The organism is Altererythrobacter sp. KTW20L, assembly GCF_023501975.1.
Taxonomy (GTDB): domain Bacteria; phylum Pseudomonadota; class Alphaproteobacteria; order Sphingomonadales; family Sphingomonadaceae; genus Alteraurantiacibacter.
On the sequence record NZ_JAMFLH010000005.1, the window covers coordinates 54,364 to 68,670 of the forward strand.

The 14,307-nt window shown below is 67.2% G+C and carries 15 protein-coding genes; 9 read left to right on the forward strand and 6 right to left on the reverse strand.

The features are described from left to right. The first annotated feature begins 69 nt into the window (after window positions 1-69). Window positions 70-1,023, forward strand: coding sequence for an SgcJ/EcaC family oxidoreductase (locus tag M3P36_RS06090; RefSeq protein ID WP_249702361.1), 954 nt, complete (start codon window positions 70-72; stop codon window positions 1,021-1,023). Window positions 1,024-1,035: 12 nt separating this feature from the next. Here M3P36_RS06090 and M3P36_RS06095 read toward each other — a convergent pair whose 3' ends face one another. Together M3P36_RS06095 and M3P36_RS06100 are read right to left on the reverse strand one after the other, a co-directional pair. Further along, window positions 1,036-1,347, reverse strand: coding sequence for a hypothetical protein (locus M3P36_RS06095; protein ID WP_249702362.1), 312 nt, complete (start codon window positions 1,345-1,347; stop codon window positions 1,036-1,038). Next, on the reverse strand, window positions 1,347-1,811 hold the full coding sequence (locus tag M3P36_RS06100; protein ID WP_249702363.1) for a peptidylprolyl isomerase: 465 nt from the start codon (window positions 1,809-1,811) through the stop codon (window positions 1,347-1,349). The genes M3P36_RS06095 and M3P36_RS06100 overlap by 1 nt, the downstream gene beginning before the upstream one ends. Window positions 1,812-1,924: 113 nt before the next feature. On the opposite strand from M3P36_RS06100, the gene mgtE reads away from it, so the two are divergent. The 3 genes from mgtE to M3P36_RS06115 are packed head-to-tail and all read left to right on the forward strand — an operon-like array spanning window position 1,925 to window position 4,510. Beyond that, complete coding sequence (gene mgtE / locus M3P36_RS06105) at window positions 1,925-3,367, forward strand: magnesium transporter (protein WP_249702364.1); 1,443 nt, start codon at window positions 1,925-1,927, stop codon at window positions 3,365-3,367. Window positions 3,368-3,415: 48 nt separating this feature from the next. Next, window positions 3,416-4,093, forward strand: coding sequence for an SDR family oxidoreductase (locus M3P36_RS06110; protein WP_249702365.1), 678 nt, complete (start codon window positions 3,416-3,418; stop codon window positions 4,091-4,093). A gap of 21 nt (window positions 4,094-4,114) precedes the next feature. Beyond that, complete coding sequence (locus M3P36_RS06115; protein ID WP_249702366.1) at window positions 4,115-4,510, forward strand: DUF1489 domain-containing protein; 396 nt, start codon at window positions 4,115-4,117, stop codon at window positions 4,508-4,510. A gap of 7 nt (window positions 4,511-4,517) precedes the next feature. Here the strand turns inward: M3P36_RS06115 and M3P36_RS06120 are convergent, their stop codons facing one another. Genes M3P36_RS06120 through M3P36_RS06130 form a run of 3 tightly spaced genes read right to left on the reverse strand, consistent with a single transcriptional unit; the run spans window position 4,518 to window position 7,374 of the window. Further along, a complete protein-coding gene (locus M3P36_RS06120; RefSeq protein ID WP_249702367.1) occupies window positions 4,518-5,198 on the reverse strand; it encodes a DsbA family oxidoreductase in 681 nt (226 codons plus the stop codon). Next, window positions 5,195-6,073 (reverse strand): NAD(+) diphosphatase, encoded by an 879-nt coding sequence (gene nudC / locus M3P36_RS06125; RefSeq protein WP_249702368.1) that lies wholly within the window; start codon window positions 6,071-6,073, stop codon window positions 5,195-5,197. The genes M3P36_RS06120 and nudC overlap by 4 nt, the downstream gene beginning before the upstream one ends. Continuing rightward, window positions 6,070-7,374: a serine hydrolase domain-containing protein gene (locus M3P36_RS06130; protein ID WP_249702369.1), complete on the reverse strand. Its 1,305-nt coding sequence runs from the start codon at window positions 7,372-7,374 to the stop codon at window positions 6,070-6,072. The genes nudC and M3P36_RS06130 overlap by 4 nt, the downstream gene beginning before the upstream one ends. A 96-nt stretch (window positions 7,375-7,470) precedes the next feature. On the opposite strand from M3P36_RS06130, the gene M3P36_RS06135 reads away from it, so the two are divergent. After that, window positions 7,471-7,692, forward strand: a complete 222-nt coding sequence (locus M3P36_RS06135) for a hypothetical protein (protein ID WP_249702370.1) — start codon at window positions 7,471-7,473, stop codon at window positions 7,690-7,692. Here the strand turns inward: M3P36_RS06135 and M3P36_RS06140 are convergent. Then, complete coding sequence (locus M3P36_RS06140) at window positions 7,689-8,711, reverse strand: A/G-specific adenine glycosylase (protein WP_249702371.1); 1,023 nt, start codon at window positions 8,709-8,711, stop codon at window positions 7,689-7,691. The two genes, M3P36_RS06135 and M3P36_RS06140, sit on opposite strands and share 4 nt — an antisense overlap. Before the next feature lie 29 nt (window positions 8,712-8,740). Here M3P36_RS06140 and M3P36_RS06145 point away from each other — a divergent pair, with 29 nt between their 5' ends. The 4 genes from M3P36_RS06145 to smc all read left to right on the forward strand — a co-directional run bounded on the left by M3P36_RS06145 (window position 8,741) and on the right by smc (window position 14,305). Continuing rightward, window positions 8,741-9,304: a DUF721 domain-containing protein gene (locus M3P36_RS06145; RefSeq protein ID WP_249702372.1), complete on the forward strand. Its 564-nt coding sequence runs from the start codon at window positions 8,741-8,743 to the stop codon at window positions 9,302-9,304. Then, window positions 9,301-9,975 carry a thioredoxin domain-containing protein gene (locus M3P36_RS06150; protein WP_249702373.1) on the forward strand — a complete coding sequence of 225 codons (675 nt, stop codon included), beginning with the start codon at window positions 9,301-9,303 and terminating at the stop codon, window positions 9,973-9,975. Before M3P36_RS06145 ends, M3P36_RS06150 begins: the two co-directional genes overlap by 4 nt. Before the next feature lie 130 nt (window positions 9,976-10,105). After that, window positions 10,106-10,852: a thioredoxin domain-containing protein gene (locus M3P36_RS06155; protein WP_249702374.1), complete on the forward strand. Its 747-nt coding sequence runs from the start codon at window positions 10,106-10,108 to the stop codon at window positions 10,850-10,852. A gap of 30 nt (window positions 10,853-10,882) precedes the next feature. After that, window positions 10,883-14,305: a chromosome segregation protein SMC gene (gene smc / locus M3P36_RS06160; protein ID WP_249702375.1), complete on the forward strand. Its 3,423-nt coding sequence runs from the start codon at window positions 10,883-10,885 to the stop codon at window positions 14,303-14,305. Window positions 14,306-14,307: the final 2 nt, after the last annotated feature.

A 14,307-nucleotide genomic window follows, 5' to 3' on the forward strand; every position in this document is an offset into this window, starting at 1 on the left:
AGCCTGCCATGCGAAATTGCGGCACAACTGCTCCCTCAAGGATTCGCGACAAATCCAAAGGGGAGAAACATGAGGATTTCGAAAAAAGTATTGGCCGCCCTGCTGGTGGCCGCCAGCTCGTTTGCCGCCGTGATGCCGGCCAGCGCGCAGATGATGCCGCTCAACGATCCGGTGGTCGCCCACCCCGATCCCGAAAGCCTGTTCACCAGCAGCGATCCGCACCTGCACCGCAACAAGCAGGCAGCGCTGCACATCATGCGCGAACTGCTGCAATGCGGGCAGTGGAGCCGCGCGGGCGAATGGCTGACCGATCAGTACATCCAGCACAACCCGCTGGCCGGATCGGGCCTCGACAGCGTGATCCATTACTTTGTGAATGTGGCCGGCGTGCAGCCCACGCCGACCTGCGACCGGCTGACCAGCCCGATCGTTTCGGTCCAGGCGGAAGGCGACTATGTGACCGTGGTGATCGGCCGCACCCTGCCGATTCCGGGTGATCCCAATGGCGGCACCTACACCACCACCTGGTTCGATTCGTGGCGCTTTGTCGATGGCAAGGCCGACCAGCACTGGGATCCGGCCACCCTGCCCAACTTTACCCCGCCCGCCGTGGCTGCCGACACCGCCCTGCGCGAGGCGCAGGACCGCATCGCCATCGAGCGGCTGATGTGGAACTATGTCCGGGCAATCGATACGTGGAACGCGGATGCCTATGCCGGGGTGTTCACCGAGGACGGCAGCTTCGGCGAAACCCGTGGCCGCGAGGCGCTGCGCTCGATGGTCAGCACGATGGCCGGCAATCGCGCCGCCGATGCCCCCATGTTGCACCACGTGATGAGCAACCAGACGATCGAGTTCGTCAATCCCAACCGTGCCGTGGTCCGCTATTACTGGCAGACGGTATCCCGCGGCGGGCCGGGCGGCGAGCGTCCGAACCTGCTCGCGCAGGGCTGGGGTGAGGACGTGGTGATCAAGCAGAACGGCCGCTGGCTGATCCAGAGCCGCAACGTCGCTCCGGGCTGAGCCTGAAAGACCCTACAAACGACCGAAGAAGCGCGAGATGTCGAACCAGACGTCTCGCGCTTCTCCTGTTTCGGGGTTGGTGGCGATGATCACGTCGAAGGCCCTGCCATCGATTATATGAAGCGATTGCCGCTCGGGCCTGAGGCCCAGCAGGCGCAGGACTTCATATTCCTGCTCCACGCTGTAAACGACATAGGCGTCGTCAGGACCGGTGCCGCCAGCGCTGGCCAGCACGCTGGGCGCGTCGGGCGGGAGCAGGCAACCGGACAGCGCGGGCAGGATGGCCCCCGCCAGCAGCAGTGCCAGCCCCCGCCCCTTTTTCATCAGGCGACGGTCGCCTTGGCGATCTTGCCGGGTGCCCGCGGCGGCTCGCCCTTGGGCAGTGCGTCGACATGTTCCATGCCGCTGATCACTTCGCCCCAGACGGTGTACTGCTGGTCAAGGAAGCGGGCATCGTCGAAGCAGATAAAGAACTGAGAATTGGCGCTGTTCGGATTGCTCGAACGGGCCATCGAGCAGACGCCGCGCACGTGGGGCGCGGTGTTGAATTCGGCCTTCAGGTCGGGCTTTTCGCTGCTGCCCATGCCGGTGCCGGTGGGATCGCCGCCCTGGGCCATGAAGCCGGGGATCACGCGGTGGAACACCACGCCATCGTAAAAGCCCTCGCTCGCCAGTTCCTTGATGCGCTCGACGTGACCGGGGGCCAGGTCCGGGCGCAGCTTGATAACGACATCGCCGCCCTCGCCATTGCCGGTATCCAGGGTGAAGGTCAGCGTTTCGTCAGCCATGCAAATTCTCCTCTTGCGTTACGGGCGCCGGATATAGGGCAATTGCGGGCAAAGTCACGTCACGACGCGGCCCGCGCTTGCTTTTACGGGCGGCCCCATTAGGCCCCTGTTGCATGGCGCAGGACGATCTCCACGATCCGGAAACCGGCAACTCCATCGTGGGGGACGAGGTGCTGTTCGCGGAAGACCCGCGCGAAGACGAGCTGGACGAGGACAACCTGCTCAAGCCCGAATTCGTCAATGCCGTGCGCGCGGCCGTGGCGGCGGACGATACGGCGCGGGCCTATGACCTGGTCGAGCCGTTGCACCCGGCCGACGTGGCCGACCTGCTCGAACTGCTGACATCGGACGAGCGGCGCGACCTTGCCGCCGCCATCACCGACCTGATGACCGGCGAAGTGATCGCCGAATTGAACGACTATGTCCGCGAGGACATGATCGAGGCCCTGCCCGCCTCGGCCGTGGCCGACATCGCCGAACAGCTCGATACCGACGATGCCGTCCAGCTGATCGAGGACTTGGACGACGAGGACCAGCAGGCCGTGCTGGCCGAAATGGACGCGGAAGACCGCGCCGCAATCGAAAGCGCGCTGTCCTATCCCGAGGAAAGCGCCGGCCGCCTGATGCAGCGCGAGCTGGTCGCCGTGCCCGATACCATGACGGTCGGCAATCTGATCGATTATCTGCGCGACCACGACGGGCTGACCACCGAGTTCTGGGAAGTGTTCGTAGTCGATCACCGCCACCACCCGGTCGGCACCTGCCAGCTATCGTGGATCCTGCGCACCCCGCGGCATATCCCGCTGATGGACGTGATGAAGCGCGACCAGACGCTGATCCCGACCGACATGGACCAGGAAGAGGTGGCGCTGCGTTTCCAGAAATACGGCCTGATCTCCGCCGCCGTGGTGGATGATAGCGGGCGGCTGGTGGGCCAGCTCACGGTCGATGACATCGTCCACATCATCCAGGAAGAGGCGGGCGAGGATGCCCTGCTGATGAGCGGCGCGGGCGATGGCGACATCAACGAACCGATCCGCGATGCCTATTACAGCCGCGTGCGCTGGCTGGTGGCGAACCTCGGCACGGCCTTGGTCGCCAGCCTGATCATCGCCGCCTTCGGTGGCGCGATCGAACAGCTGGTGGCGCTCGCCGTGCTGATGCCCATCGTCGCCTCTATCGGCGGCAATGCGGGCACCCAGACCATGGCGGTGACAGTGCGCGCCATCGCGCTGAACCAGCTTACCCGTTCCAACACCAAGCGCATGGTCTGGCGCGAGCTGCGCGTAGCCATGCTCAACGGCGTGACCGTGGCAGCGCTCGTGGGGATTGCCACGGCGCTGGTCTTCACCCCTCAACTGGGCGTGGTGATCGCCGCTGCCGTGGTCATCAACACCGTGACCGCAGGCCTTGCCGGGGTTGCCGTGCCGATCATCTTCGACCGGCTGGACCAGGACCCTGCCGTCGCCTCCAGCGTGTTCGTGACCATGATCACCGATTCGATGGGCTTCTTCGCTTTTCTCGGGCTGGCCGTGGCAGCAGGGCTGGCGGGATAGCGTCTTGCTTCCTATCTCCGGCGTTCAACACCGGCCGGAGCAAACCCCATGGCAGACCAGCAGACCGCACTCATCATCGGCGCATCGCGCGGGCTTGGAGCGGGGCTGGTGCGCGAACTGGCGGGGCGCGGGTGGTCGGTCATCGGCACCCAGCGCAAGCCCAGTGCCGAGCTGGCCGAAGCGGGCGCGGCGGCCATCGAGACTGTCGATATCGACGACCATGCCAGCGTTACCGCGCTGGCGGGCAAGCTGGCAGGCCAGGCGTTCGACCTCGTGCTGGTCAACGCCGGAGTGACCGGTCCCGGTCACGCCTCGGCAGACAAGGTAACGGGGCAAGAACTCGGCGCGCTGATGATGACCAATGCCGTGGCCCCGATCCGCACCGCCCGCACCCTGCTGCCGCTGGTCAAGGACGACGGCACCGTGGCCTTCATGTCCTCGGGCCTGGGCTCGGTGGCGGGCCGCACGCACGACATGGCCGAGCTCTACAGCGCCAGCAAGGCTGCGCTCAATTCGCTGACGCGGGGATTTGCGGCCAAGGATGTGGCGGGCAAGAACGTGGGCGTGGTCAATCTCCACCCCGGCTGGGTGAAGACCGACATGGGCGGCGAAGGAGCCGATATCGACGTAGCCACCAGCGTTGCCGGAATGGTCGATGTGCTCGAAGCGAACAGAGGTCCGGGCCACAAGTTCCTGGATTACCAGGGCAAGACCCTGCCCTGGTAGGCTGCGGAGAGAATTTCGCCCATGCCGCTCCACATGACCAAGATCGCCTATCGCGCGGCCAGCTTGCGGGAATTGCAGGACTGGTTCGACGGCGCCACGCCCGAAAAGCGCCTGCGCACCCGCTACCTGCCCAAGCGGCATGAGGAGATGCAGGGCGGCTCGCTCTACTGGATCCACGAACACGCCATGGTCGCCCGCGCCGCGATCCTCGGCTTCGAGCAGCGGCCCGACGGGCACTGGGACATCGTCATGGAAAACCGCCTGCGGCTGGTCCATCCCAAGGCCAAGCGCGCCCACCAGGGCTGGCGCTACCTGGCCGACAAGGATGCCCCGGCAGACCTGCTCGACGGCGAGGTGGCAGGAGACGCGCTGCCCGTGCGGATGGTGCGCGACCTGAACAAGCTGGGGCTGGTCTAGCCCTCGCTCAAGCCATCGCCTCCATGCTCGCCAGCTTGGTCAGCGCCTGCCGGTAGCTTTCCGGATCAGACGAGCCCTGGAGGATGTACTTGCCGTTGACCACATAGGTCGGGACCGAGCGGATGCCGTTTTCGGCGGCGCGCTGTTCTTCCATGCGGATCGCGGTGGATAGCGCCGGATCGTCGAGCGCCTCTGCCGCCTTCGCGCGGTCCAGCCCCAGTTCCTCCGCCAGTTCGAGCAAGACCGCGCGGTCCGACACGTCGAGCCGTTGCTGGAAATAGGCCTTGAACAGCGCGACCTTGAGCGCGGTCTGCACTTCAGACCCCGCCACGGCGAGGGTCCAGCGCAGCAGCATGTGCGCTTCGTGGGTGTTCCACACCCAGCGCGGCGGCTCTGCCTCGATACCGCGCCAGTCCATCGGAAAGCCCGCCGCCTCTGCCGCCGCTTCCACCGTGGCGCGCATTTCCGCGACTTCTTCCAGGGTCTTGCTGTAGTTTTCGGCCAGCAGCTCGGCCTGGCCGCGTCCTTCAGAGGCCATGTCGGGATTGAGTTCGAACGGCATGAAGCGTGTTTCCACTTCAACGTCGCCCGCCAGGTCCTCAATGGCCCGCGAGAACTGGGTGAAGCCGATGGCGCACCACGGGCACATCACGTCGGACCACACGTCCACTACCAGCTTGTCGGTCATGCCTCGTTCTCCAGCCACCACTTGAGCATGTGCCAGGCAATAGCGTGGCGCGGCGGCGGAATGAAGGCCCTTGCGTCCTTTCCTCGCGCCATAGCCTCGGCCACCTCGGCGCGGGTGAACCAGCGGGCATCGTCGAGTTCGGAATAGTCGATCACCAGATCGCGGGCATCGGCGCGGGCATGGCAGGCAATCATCAGCTGGCTGGGAAAGGGCCAGGCCTGGTTGCCAAGATAGCTGACCGAGTGGACCGCCACCCGCACCTCCTCCAGCACTTCGCGCGCCACGCCCTGCTCGATCGTTTCGCCCGGTTCAATGAACCCGGCCAGCGCCGAATAGGATCGCGGCGGGAACTGCGTGCCGCGCCCCAGCAGCAGCGCGCCGTCGTGTTCGACCAGCATGATCGCCACCGGATCGGTGCGCGGGAAGTGCTGCGCCCCGCAAGCCGGGCAATCGCGCTGCCAGCCGCCTTTGGCGATGGCGGTGGCCGATCCGCAGCGGGCGCAGAACCGGTGCCGCGCATGCCAGTCGACCAGGCTGCGCGCCCCGCTGTAGAGCGCAAGGTCAGCGGGCGAGAGCACGGCGATGGCCACCCAGTTGGGCCGCTGGAGATAGGCCGGGCGATCATCGCCTGCCAGCGGCACGACGGCAAAGACCGGCGCACCGGCATCGAGGCCGAGGAACACCGTCTCCGCACCTTCGGGCAAAGAGTCGAGCCCGGCCCAGGATAGCCGGTTCGCATCGTCGAGTAGCGGCGAGAGGCCATCAAGCACCAACACCCGCGCATCCGGCCGCGCGCGCAATTCGGCTTGCGCTACTGCATCGGGGCGCAGGTTGTCGGCGCGGTCCAGCCCGTGCCCGGCAAAGGAAATTGTCATGCCCGGGCTGCGTCTGCCGCCACGACGAGCGGGAAATCGTTCTGCAGCGAGTACTCCTGAGCAGGCATGTATTGCGTCATCAGCGTGTGGCGCAGGCCCTGCCTCATATTGACGAGGCCTGCAGTGCCAGCCGCGCCGAACCAGCCGAACAGCCCCGCCGCATCGCCCCGGCCAACCAGCCCGCCCGCGCCATAGCCGAACTCGCGCCCGCCGCTGGCAAAGCCGCCATCGGGCGCAAGGGTATCGGGGAACAGGTCGCTGGTGCCAAGGTCCACGCTCTCGCGGTCGAGCACGCGCACGCCGTCCAGCTCGCCCCGCCCGGCCAGCATGGCGAGGAAGCGGTCGTAGTCGCGGGCAGAGGAAACCAGCCCCGCCCCGCCGAACGGGAAGGCGGGCTCATCCAGGTAGACCGAGCTTTCGGGCAGGTCGATCGGCAGCAACATTCCGTTCAGCAGGAAATAGTTGGTGGTGAGGCGAGGCACTTGGCTCTGCGGCACGCGGAACATGGTCGATGCCATGCCCAAGGGATCGAAGAACCGTTCGCGCAGGAAGCGGTCGAAGGGCTGGCCGCTCACCACCTCGATCACCCGGCCCAGCAGGTCGAGCCCGACCGAATAGGACCAGCGGGTGCCGGGCTGGTGGACCAGCGGCAGTTCGGCCAGTCCTTCGGCAAAGGCCCGCAAGCTGCCCACCGGGGTGCCACGGAAAGCGGCCACGTTCTGCAACCGGGTGACCGCGCCCGGCACAAGACCCGCAGCCGTATAGGCCTCGGCAATCGGACCCTGCTGGACGATGCCATAACCAAGACCCGCCGTATGGGTCAGGCAGTGCCGCACGGTAACCGGGCGCACTGCGGGCTCAAGATTGTCCGCCGTGATGGCCCCGTCATAGACCTTCTGCACCTGCATGTTGGCAAAGCCGGGAATGATGTCGGCAATCGGCTGGTCCAGTTCCAGCCAACCTTCCTCGATCCACAGCATCACCGCCATGCCGGTGATCGGCTTGGTCATCGAATAGATACGATAGAGCGTATCGGCATCGACCGCCGTGCCGCTGGTGAAGCTGGTGTTGCCCCGCGCAATGATGTCGGGCTCGGGAGTGCCCATGCCGATGGCGGCGACCATATTGGCCACCTTGCCCTCGCCCACATAGCTGTCGATCAGCCGCGAGACGCCGGGCCAGCGGGTAGCGCCCTGGGCAAAGGCGAGCGAAGGCAGGCCAAGACTGGCCGCCGCCAGGGCTGCCGCGCCCACGAATTCACGGCGCGAAAGCCTGGCCGAAATGAGGTGATCGCTCTGCACTGTGTCTCTCCCCCACGGGTTGCGGCGCGGACAGTAGCAGCACGCAACTGGCCTGCAAGTCTTGCCAAGCGTTACTGTCCTGCCTAAGTAATACACATGCTGAACATCGTCTCGATCCTCATCGGCCTCGTCTCCTTGGTCATCGTCATCCCCGCGCAGATTCCGCTGCTCGGCTGGGGCAACTGGTTTGCCCTGCCGCTGGTGGTTATCGGCATCGTGGTGGGCGCCTTGTCGAGCAAGAACAGCGGGCGCAATTTCTGCCTGGTGATCTTCGCCGTGGCCGTGGTGCGCCTGATGGTGGGCGGCGGGGTTATCTAACCGCGGGCCAATACCAACATTCCCGCCTTGGCAAACAGGGTCGGCAGGCCCGCTTCGTCCAGCCGGTCGAGCGGCCACCATTCGCCGCCCGTCAGCCCGTCCATACCTTCCCCCGCATAGGCCGCCACGCCCAGCTCAAGGTCGAAGTGCGTGAACGAATGGCGCACCACGCCGGCGGCCTGCCACATGCCGGGAAGCGGCGGATCGTCCGCCCCGTCGCCCCGCGCCGACCAGCCATCATCGGGCAGCGCGCGCATTCCGCCCAGCATCCCGCGCCCTGGCCGCGTCACCAGCCAGACCGCGCCCTCGCGCTCGATCCAGAAGGCCGTTCCGCGCCGCCGGGGTTTGGCTTTCTTCGCCGCCTTTACCGGCAACCGCAGCGGATCGCCGCTCGCACGTCCTTCGCAACGCGAACTTAACGGGCAGAGCATGCACTTTGCATCGCGCGCGGTGCAGATCGTGGCACCGAGGTCCATCATGGCCTGCGCGAAATCGCCTGCACGATGGTCCGGAGTGATGGCATCGGCAGCAGCGCGGATGGCCTTCCTCGCACCCGGCAGCGGCTCGTCAATGGCGAACAGCCGTGCCACCACCCGCTCGACATTGGCATCGATCACCACCGCCCGCTGACCAAAGGCAATCGCGGCCACGGCGGCGGCGGTATAGGCACCCAGCCCGGGCAGCCTGCGCAGTTCGGCCTCGCTGGCCGGAAATCCGCCCATTGCCGCCACGGCGCGGGCGCAGTGTACCAGGTTGCGGGCGCGGCTGTAGTATCCCAAGCCCGCCCAGGCGGCCATGACGTCCTCCTCCGGCGCGGCGGCCAGCGCCTCCACTGTCGGCCAGCGCGCCGTGAATTTCGCGAAATAGGGCGCGACGGCTGCCGTGGTGGTCTGCTGCAGCATCACTTCGGACAGCCATACGCGGTAGGGATCAGGCCACTCGCCGTCCGTCACCCGCCACGGCAGGCTGCGGCGATGGCCGTCATACCAGTCCAGCAGCTCGTCAGCGGTGTTGTCCATTGCCGCGCCATGGCATAGGCAGGCGGACCATGGAAAGCGGCAGCCCCAAACCTCCTGCGAAGAAACCGCCGGCGAAGAAGCCGGACGCGAAGAAAATCGTCCGCCCATACGAGCGCCCGCGCGGCGGAGAGGCGCGCGCCGTTTCGGACCTGGTGCCGCAGATCGGCCGCGCCGCCTTCCGCCGCTTCGGCTTCGTACAGAGCTCGGTCGTCAGCCGCTGGCCGGAAATCGTCGGCGAGGCCCATGCCCGCGTCTGCCTGCCCGAGGCGATCCGCTTTCCGCCCGGCGCCAAGGCCGACGGGATCATGGACCTTGTCGTCCTGCCCGCCCACGCCCCGCTGATCCAGCACGTGATCCCCGAGATCATCGACCGGGTGAACCGCTTTTTCGGTTACAAGGCCGTGGCACGGGTCAAGATGCGGCAAGGCGTGGTTAAGCCCGATGCTGCTCAAAAGGCTGCGGCTCCGGTGTCGCTCAAGCCCATCCCGCTGGAACTGGGCGAGTCTTTGCGCGATATCGGCGATCCGGAGCTGCGCACGGTGCTGGAATCACTGGCAAGATCGCTGGGAACGGACGAGGACGAAAGACGATGAAAAAGGCCCTGATCGCCGGTCTGCTGCTGGCGGTGGCACCGATTGCCGCCCTCAGCGCACAGAACTGGGATGCGACCTATACCGCCACCACTGGCGGTCACCTGCTCGGCAATCCTGCGGCGGAAACCAAGCTGATCAGCTTCGTCAGCTATTCCTGCCCGCACTGCGCCAATTTCGAAACGCAATCGGAAGGCCCGCTGCGCCTCGCCTACATCCAGCCGGGCAAGGTCAGCGTGGAAGTGCGCAACGTGATCCGCAACCCGATCGACCTTGCCGCCGCGCTTGCCGCCGAATGCGGTCCTGAAAGCCGGTTCTGGGGCAACCACCGTGCCATCCTGCGTGACCAGCCGCGCTGGCTCGGCGTGGCGACCAGCGCAACTGCCGCCCAGCAGGCGCGCTGGAGCAGCGGTACGGTGGGCTCACGGATGAAAGCCATCGCTTCCGACCTGGGGTTCTACCGGTTGATGGAACCGCGCGGCTATTCTGTTGCCCAGCTCGACCAGTGCCTGACCGACGAGGCCGAGGCCCGCCGCATCGCCGAAAGTGCGCGGGCCGACAATGTCCGCTGGACGATATCCGGCACGCCCAGCTTCGCTATCAACGATACCATGCAGGAAGGCGTCCACAGCTGGAGTGCCCTGCAAGGGCGGCTGGATGCCGCAATCCGCTAGTCCAGTCCGCAAGTTCACTGGCGAAAGCCGGGCATATCCTGTGCAAAAGCACCGGTCTGGCCACCGCTTCCGTTTGCACCCTGCCCCGCATGGGTTAGCCTCTTTTTTCCCTTCAGACAGGAACCGTCCGATGATCTCGATCCGCCGCCTTGCATTTGCCACCCTGGCTGCCCCGCTCGCCCTGGGCCTTGCCGCCTGTTCGGACAACGGCTCGTCCACCACTGGAACCGATCCCGTGGCAGAGGTCGCCCCGCCCGAAGGCACCACCTGGGGGCAGACCGTCACCCGCACCGAACAGGGCGGCTGGCTGATGGGCAATCCCGATGCGCCGATCAAGCTGGTGGAATATGGCTCGCTCACCTGCCCGGCCTGCGCCGCCTTCGCTGCCGAAGGCTCGGCACCGCTGAAGGAAAACTATGTCGAAAGCGGCCGCGTCAGCTTCGAATTGCGCAGCATGATCCTGCACGGTGTGGTTGACCTGTTGCTGACGCGGATGCTGGAATGCAGCCCCAACGAGGTTGCCATTCCGCTGGCCGACCAGGTCTGGGCCAACCTTGGTGAGCTGCAGAACACCTATATCCCGCAAGGCGATGCCATCAACAACGCGCTGCGCCTGCCCGAGGACCAGCGCTTCGTGGCCGTGGGCCAGGTCGGCGGCTTTACCGATTTCTTCGCCGCGCGCGGGATCAGCAGCGATCAGGCCCAGGCCTGCCTCGCCGATGCCGAAGCCGTCACCCAGCTGGCCGAGGTAACCAACGCCGCCGCCCAGGCCGACGCGATCACCGGAACGCCCACCTTCCTGATCAACGGCCAGAAGATCGACGCCCTGCGCTGGGCCGAGGTCGAGGGCGCGCTGCAACGGGCCGGCGCCCGCTAAAGGCAGGGCGCGAGGGGGGCACGCAGTCAGGTGGAGATCAGGAAGCTCAAACTGTCGGGCTTCAAGAGCTTCGTCGAACCTGCCGAACTGCGGATTGAGCCGGGGCTGACAGGCGTTGTCGGCCCCAACGGCTGCGGCAAATCGAACCTGCTCGAAGCGATCCGCTGGGTGATGGGCGAAAACTCGCCCAAATCCATGCGTTCGGGCGGGATGGAGGACGTGATCTTCGCGGGCACGGCCACCCGCCCGCCGCGCGATTTTGCCGAGGTCGTGCTCCACGCCCGCGATGCCGAGGGCGAGGAACTGAACGTCACGCGCCGGATCGAGCGCGGGGCGGGTAGCGCCTATCGCGTCAACGGGCGCGACGTGCGGGCGAAGGACGTAAGCCTCGTGTTCGCCGATGCCGCCACCGGCGCGCATTCCCCCGCCCTCGTCAGCCAGGGCAAGATCGCCCAGGTCATCGCCGCCAAGCCCGAAGAACGCCGCATGATGCTGGAGGAAGCCGCGGGGATCGCCGGCCTCCACGTGCGCCGCCGCGATGCCGAGAACAAGCTCAAGGCAACAGAGCGCAACCTGGCGCGGCTGGAAGACCTGATGGCGGGCCTCGACAGCCAGATCGCCACCCTCAGGCGGCAGGCCAAGCAGGCCGAACGCTACAAGGAACTCAGCGACCAGATCCGCGTGGCCGAAGCGCGGCTGGTCTTCGCCCGCTGGCGCGATGCGGCAGCAGCAGCAGAGGCGGCGCGGGAACAGGCCAAGGGGGCCGATGCAGCCGTGGCAGCGGCACAGGAAGCAGCCAAGGTCGCCCAGTCGGCACAGGCCGTGCTGGCGCAGAAGCTGCACGACCTGCGCGACGAACAGGCCGACCGGCGCGACGATGCCAGCGCCCACGGGCACCGCATGGCCACGCTCGCCAGCGCGCTGGAAGCAGCCAACCAGCGCCTCGCCGATCTCGACCGGCAGAAGCAGCGGCTGGAGGAAGACCGCTTCGAGGCCGACCGCCTGACGCAGGATGCCGCCAAGGCCTTGCAGGAACTCGAAGCCTCGCTGGCGGCCAATGTTGCGTCGCTGGCTGCGCAGGAGGAAGCGCGGCCCGGCTTGCTGGCACGCTCCGAAGAGGCCGAACGGGCGGGCCGCGCTGCGGAGTTGGCGCTGGCCAAGGCGACCGCCGACCACGCCGGAGTCGAAGCCGAATGGCGCGTGGCAGAGGCGGAACTGGTCCAGGCCCGCGCCCGGCTCGAACGGCTGGGGCAGGACGTGCGGCGGCTGGCGGACCAGCGGCAGGCGCTTGCGGGCGAAGGGGATCCCGAACTCGCGGTAGAAGCGGCGCGGAGCGCGGTGGAGCAAGCCGCAGCGCGGCGCGAGACCTTGCGCACTGCTCTCGAAGCCGAACGGGCGCGCAAAGACGAACTGACCAGATCGCGCGACGATGCAGCCAGCCTGCTCGCCACGGCGCGGGCCGAACTGGCTGGCGTGGAGCGCGAATGGCAGGCGCTCGACCGTGACCGGCAGGCGCGCGCAAAGCAGGCGCAGGGCAAGCATGGCCTGCCTGTGGCGCTGGACAAGCTGGCGGCGGAACCCGGCTATGAACGCGCTCTGGCCGCCGTGCTGGGGCGCGATGGCAAGGCGCCGCTGGGATCGCCCGACAAAGGCGCGGACGGGCGGTTCTGGACCGGGGCCGCTGCCCCCGCCAAGGTGGCAGACAACCTCGCCGACCATGTCCGCCTGTGCCCGCCCCAACTGGCCGCGCGGCTTGCGCTGGTCCACGTGGCCGAAACCGATGATGGCCGCGCACTCGGTCCCGGCGAATGGCTGGTCACCCGCGACGGCTTCCTGCGCCGGTGGGACGGCTTCGTGGCGCGCGGCGAAGGTGCGGCAGAAGCGGCGCGGCTGGAGGCAGACAACCGGCTGGTCGATCTGGAAGCGCGGCTGCCTGCCCTGCGGGATTCACTGGCTGCGGCCCAGTCGGCGCATGACCGGATGGCCGCGGAAGCGGGTGAATTGCAGCGCCAGCTTGTCGCCAGCGAACGCAGCGTCAACGAGGCTGCTGAGGGCGAGCGGCAGGCCCTTCGCGCATTGGACCAGGCCGAAGCGCGGCGCGAGCGGCTCGCCCAGCGCCTGACCGAGATTGCCGCTGCCGAGGCGGACCTCGCCGACCAGCGCAAGACGGCGGAAAGCGAAGTCGCTGCGGCAGAGGCCAAGCGCACCGCCCTGCCCGATCCCGCCAGCGGGCGCTTGGCGCTCGATGCCGCGCGGCTGCGGCACGAGGCGGCGCGCGATGGCTTGCAGGCGGCGATGGCCGCGCTCGCGTCGCATGACCAGTCGCTGGCCGTGGCGCGCGAACGGGTGGCGGCGCAGAAGTCCGACAAGTCGAACTGGCAGGCCCGCGCGGGCGAGGCAGCGCAGCGGCTGGCGGGCATGTCCGCCCGGTTCGAGGAGATCGAGCAGGAGCGCGCGGTCGTCGCCGCCAAGCCTGCCGGATTGATGGCCGAGATCGAAGGCGGAGAGGCGGTGCGGACGCGGCTGACGGAGGAACTCGCCGCTGCCGATGCCGCCGTGACCGGGGCGACCGACGAACTGCGCCGCGCCGACCTTGCGCTGGCCGAAACGGGCGAAGCGCTCAGCACTGCACGCGAAAACCGCGCCACCCTCGCCACTCGCGCCGAAAACGAGGAGCAGCGGCGCGAGGAAATGGCGCGCATTTCCGGCGAACGCTTCCAGTGCCCGCCGCCGCTGCTGGGTGAGCGTTTTGCCTTCGATCAGGGCGCAGTGGCGGATTCGGGCGTGGAGAGCGCCGAGATGGAGCGGCTTACGGCCAGCCGCGAACGGATCGGGCCGGTCAACCTCGTCGCGGCAGACGAACTGGCGCGGATCGAGGTGGAGCATGGCGCCAGCAGCGCCGAACAGGCCGAACTGGTGGAAGCGGTGCATCGCCTGCGCGGATCCATCGGCAACCTCAACCGCGAGGGCCGCGAACGGCTGCGCGCTGCTTTCGAGGCAGTCGACGGCCACTTCCGCACCCTGTTCACCCGGCTGTTCGAAGGCGGGCAGGCACACCTGGCGCTGGTCGATTCGGACGATCCGCTGGAGGCTGGCCTCGAAATCTACGCCCAACCGCCGGGCAAGCGGCTGCAATCGCTCAGCCTGCTGTCGGGGGGCGAACAGGCTTTAACCGCAACGGCACTTATCTTCGCGCTTTTTCTAACCAATCCGGCACCAATCTGCGTACTGGACGAAGTCGATGCCCCGCTGGACGACGCCAATATCGACCGCTTCTGCGACCTGCTCGACTGGATGGTGGGCGAAACCCAGACCCGCTACCTCATCGTCACCCACAACGCCGTCACCATGAGCCGCATGCACCGTCTGTTCGGCGTAACCATGGTCGAAAGGGGGATCTCGCGGTTGGTCAGCGTGGATCTGGGTGAAGCTGCGGCGCTGGCGGCGGAGTGAGC

What these genes read in the sequence shown, in the direction of transcription:
- M3P36_RS06090 (WP_249702361.1), top strand. Translation starts at nt 70, where the DNA reads ATGAGGATTTCGAAAAAAGTATTGGCCGCCCTGCTGGTGGCCGCCAGC.
- M3P36_RS06095 (WP_249702362.1), bottom strand. Translation starts at nt 1,347, where the DNA reads ATGAAAAAGGGGCGGGGGCTGGCACTGCTGCTGGCGGGGGCCATCCTG.
- M3P36_RS06100 (WP_249702363.1), bottom strand. Translation starts at nt 1,811, where the DNA reads ATGGCTGACGAAACGCTGACCTTCACCCTGGATACCGGCAATGGCGAG.
- mgtE (WP_249702364.1), top strand. Translation starts at nt 1,925, where the DNA reads ATGGCGCAGGACGATCTCCACGATCCGGAAACCGGCAACTCCATCGTG.
- M3P36_RS06110 (WP_249702365.1), top strand. Translation starts at nt 3,416, where the DNA reads ATGGCAGACCAGCAGACCGCACTCATCATCGGCGCATCGCGCGGGCTT.
- M3P36_RS06115 (WP_249702366.1), top strand. Translation starts at nt 4,115, where the DNA reads ATGCCGCTCCACATGACCAAGATCGCCTATCGCGCGGCCAGCTTGCGG.
- M3P36_RS06120 (WP_249702367.1), bottom strand. Translation starts at nt 5,198, where the DNA reads ATGACCGACAAGCTGGTAGTGGACGTGTGGTCCGACGTGATGTGCCCG.
- nudC (WP_249702368.1), bottom strand. Translation starts at nt 6,073, where the DNA reads ATGACAATTTCCTTTGCCGGGCACGGGCTGGACCGCGCCGACAACCTG.
- M3P36_RS06135 (WP_249702370.1), top strand. Translation starts at nt 7,471, where the DNA reads ATGCTGAACATCGTCTCGATCCTCATCGGCCTCGTCTCCTTGGTCATC.
- M3P36_RS06140 (WP_249702371.1), bottom strand. Translation starts at nt 8,711, where the DNA reads ATGGACAACACCGCTGACGAGCTGCTGGACTGGTATGACGGCCATCGC.
- M3P36_RS06145 (WP_249702372.1), top strand. Translation starts at nt 8,741, where the DNA reads ATGGAAAGCGGCAGCCCCAAACCTCCTGCGAAGAAACCGCCGGCGAAG.
- M3P36_RS06150 (WP_249702373.1), top strand. Translation starts at nt 9,301, where the DNA reads ATGAAAAAGGCCCTGATCGCCGGTCTGCTGCTGGCGGTGGCACCGATT.
- M3P36_RS06155 (WP_249702374.1), top strand. Translation starts at nt 10,106, where the DNA reads ATGATCTCGATCCGCCGCCTTGCATTTGCCACCCTGGCTGCCCCGCTC.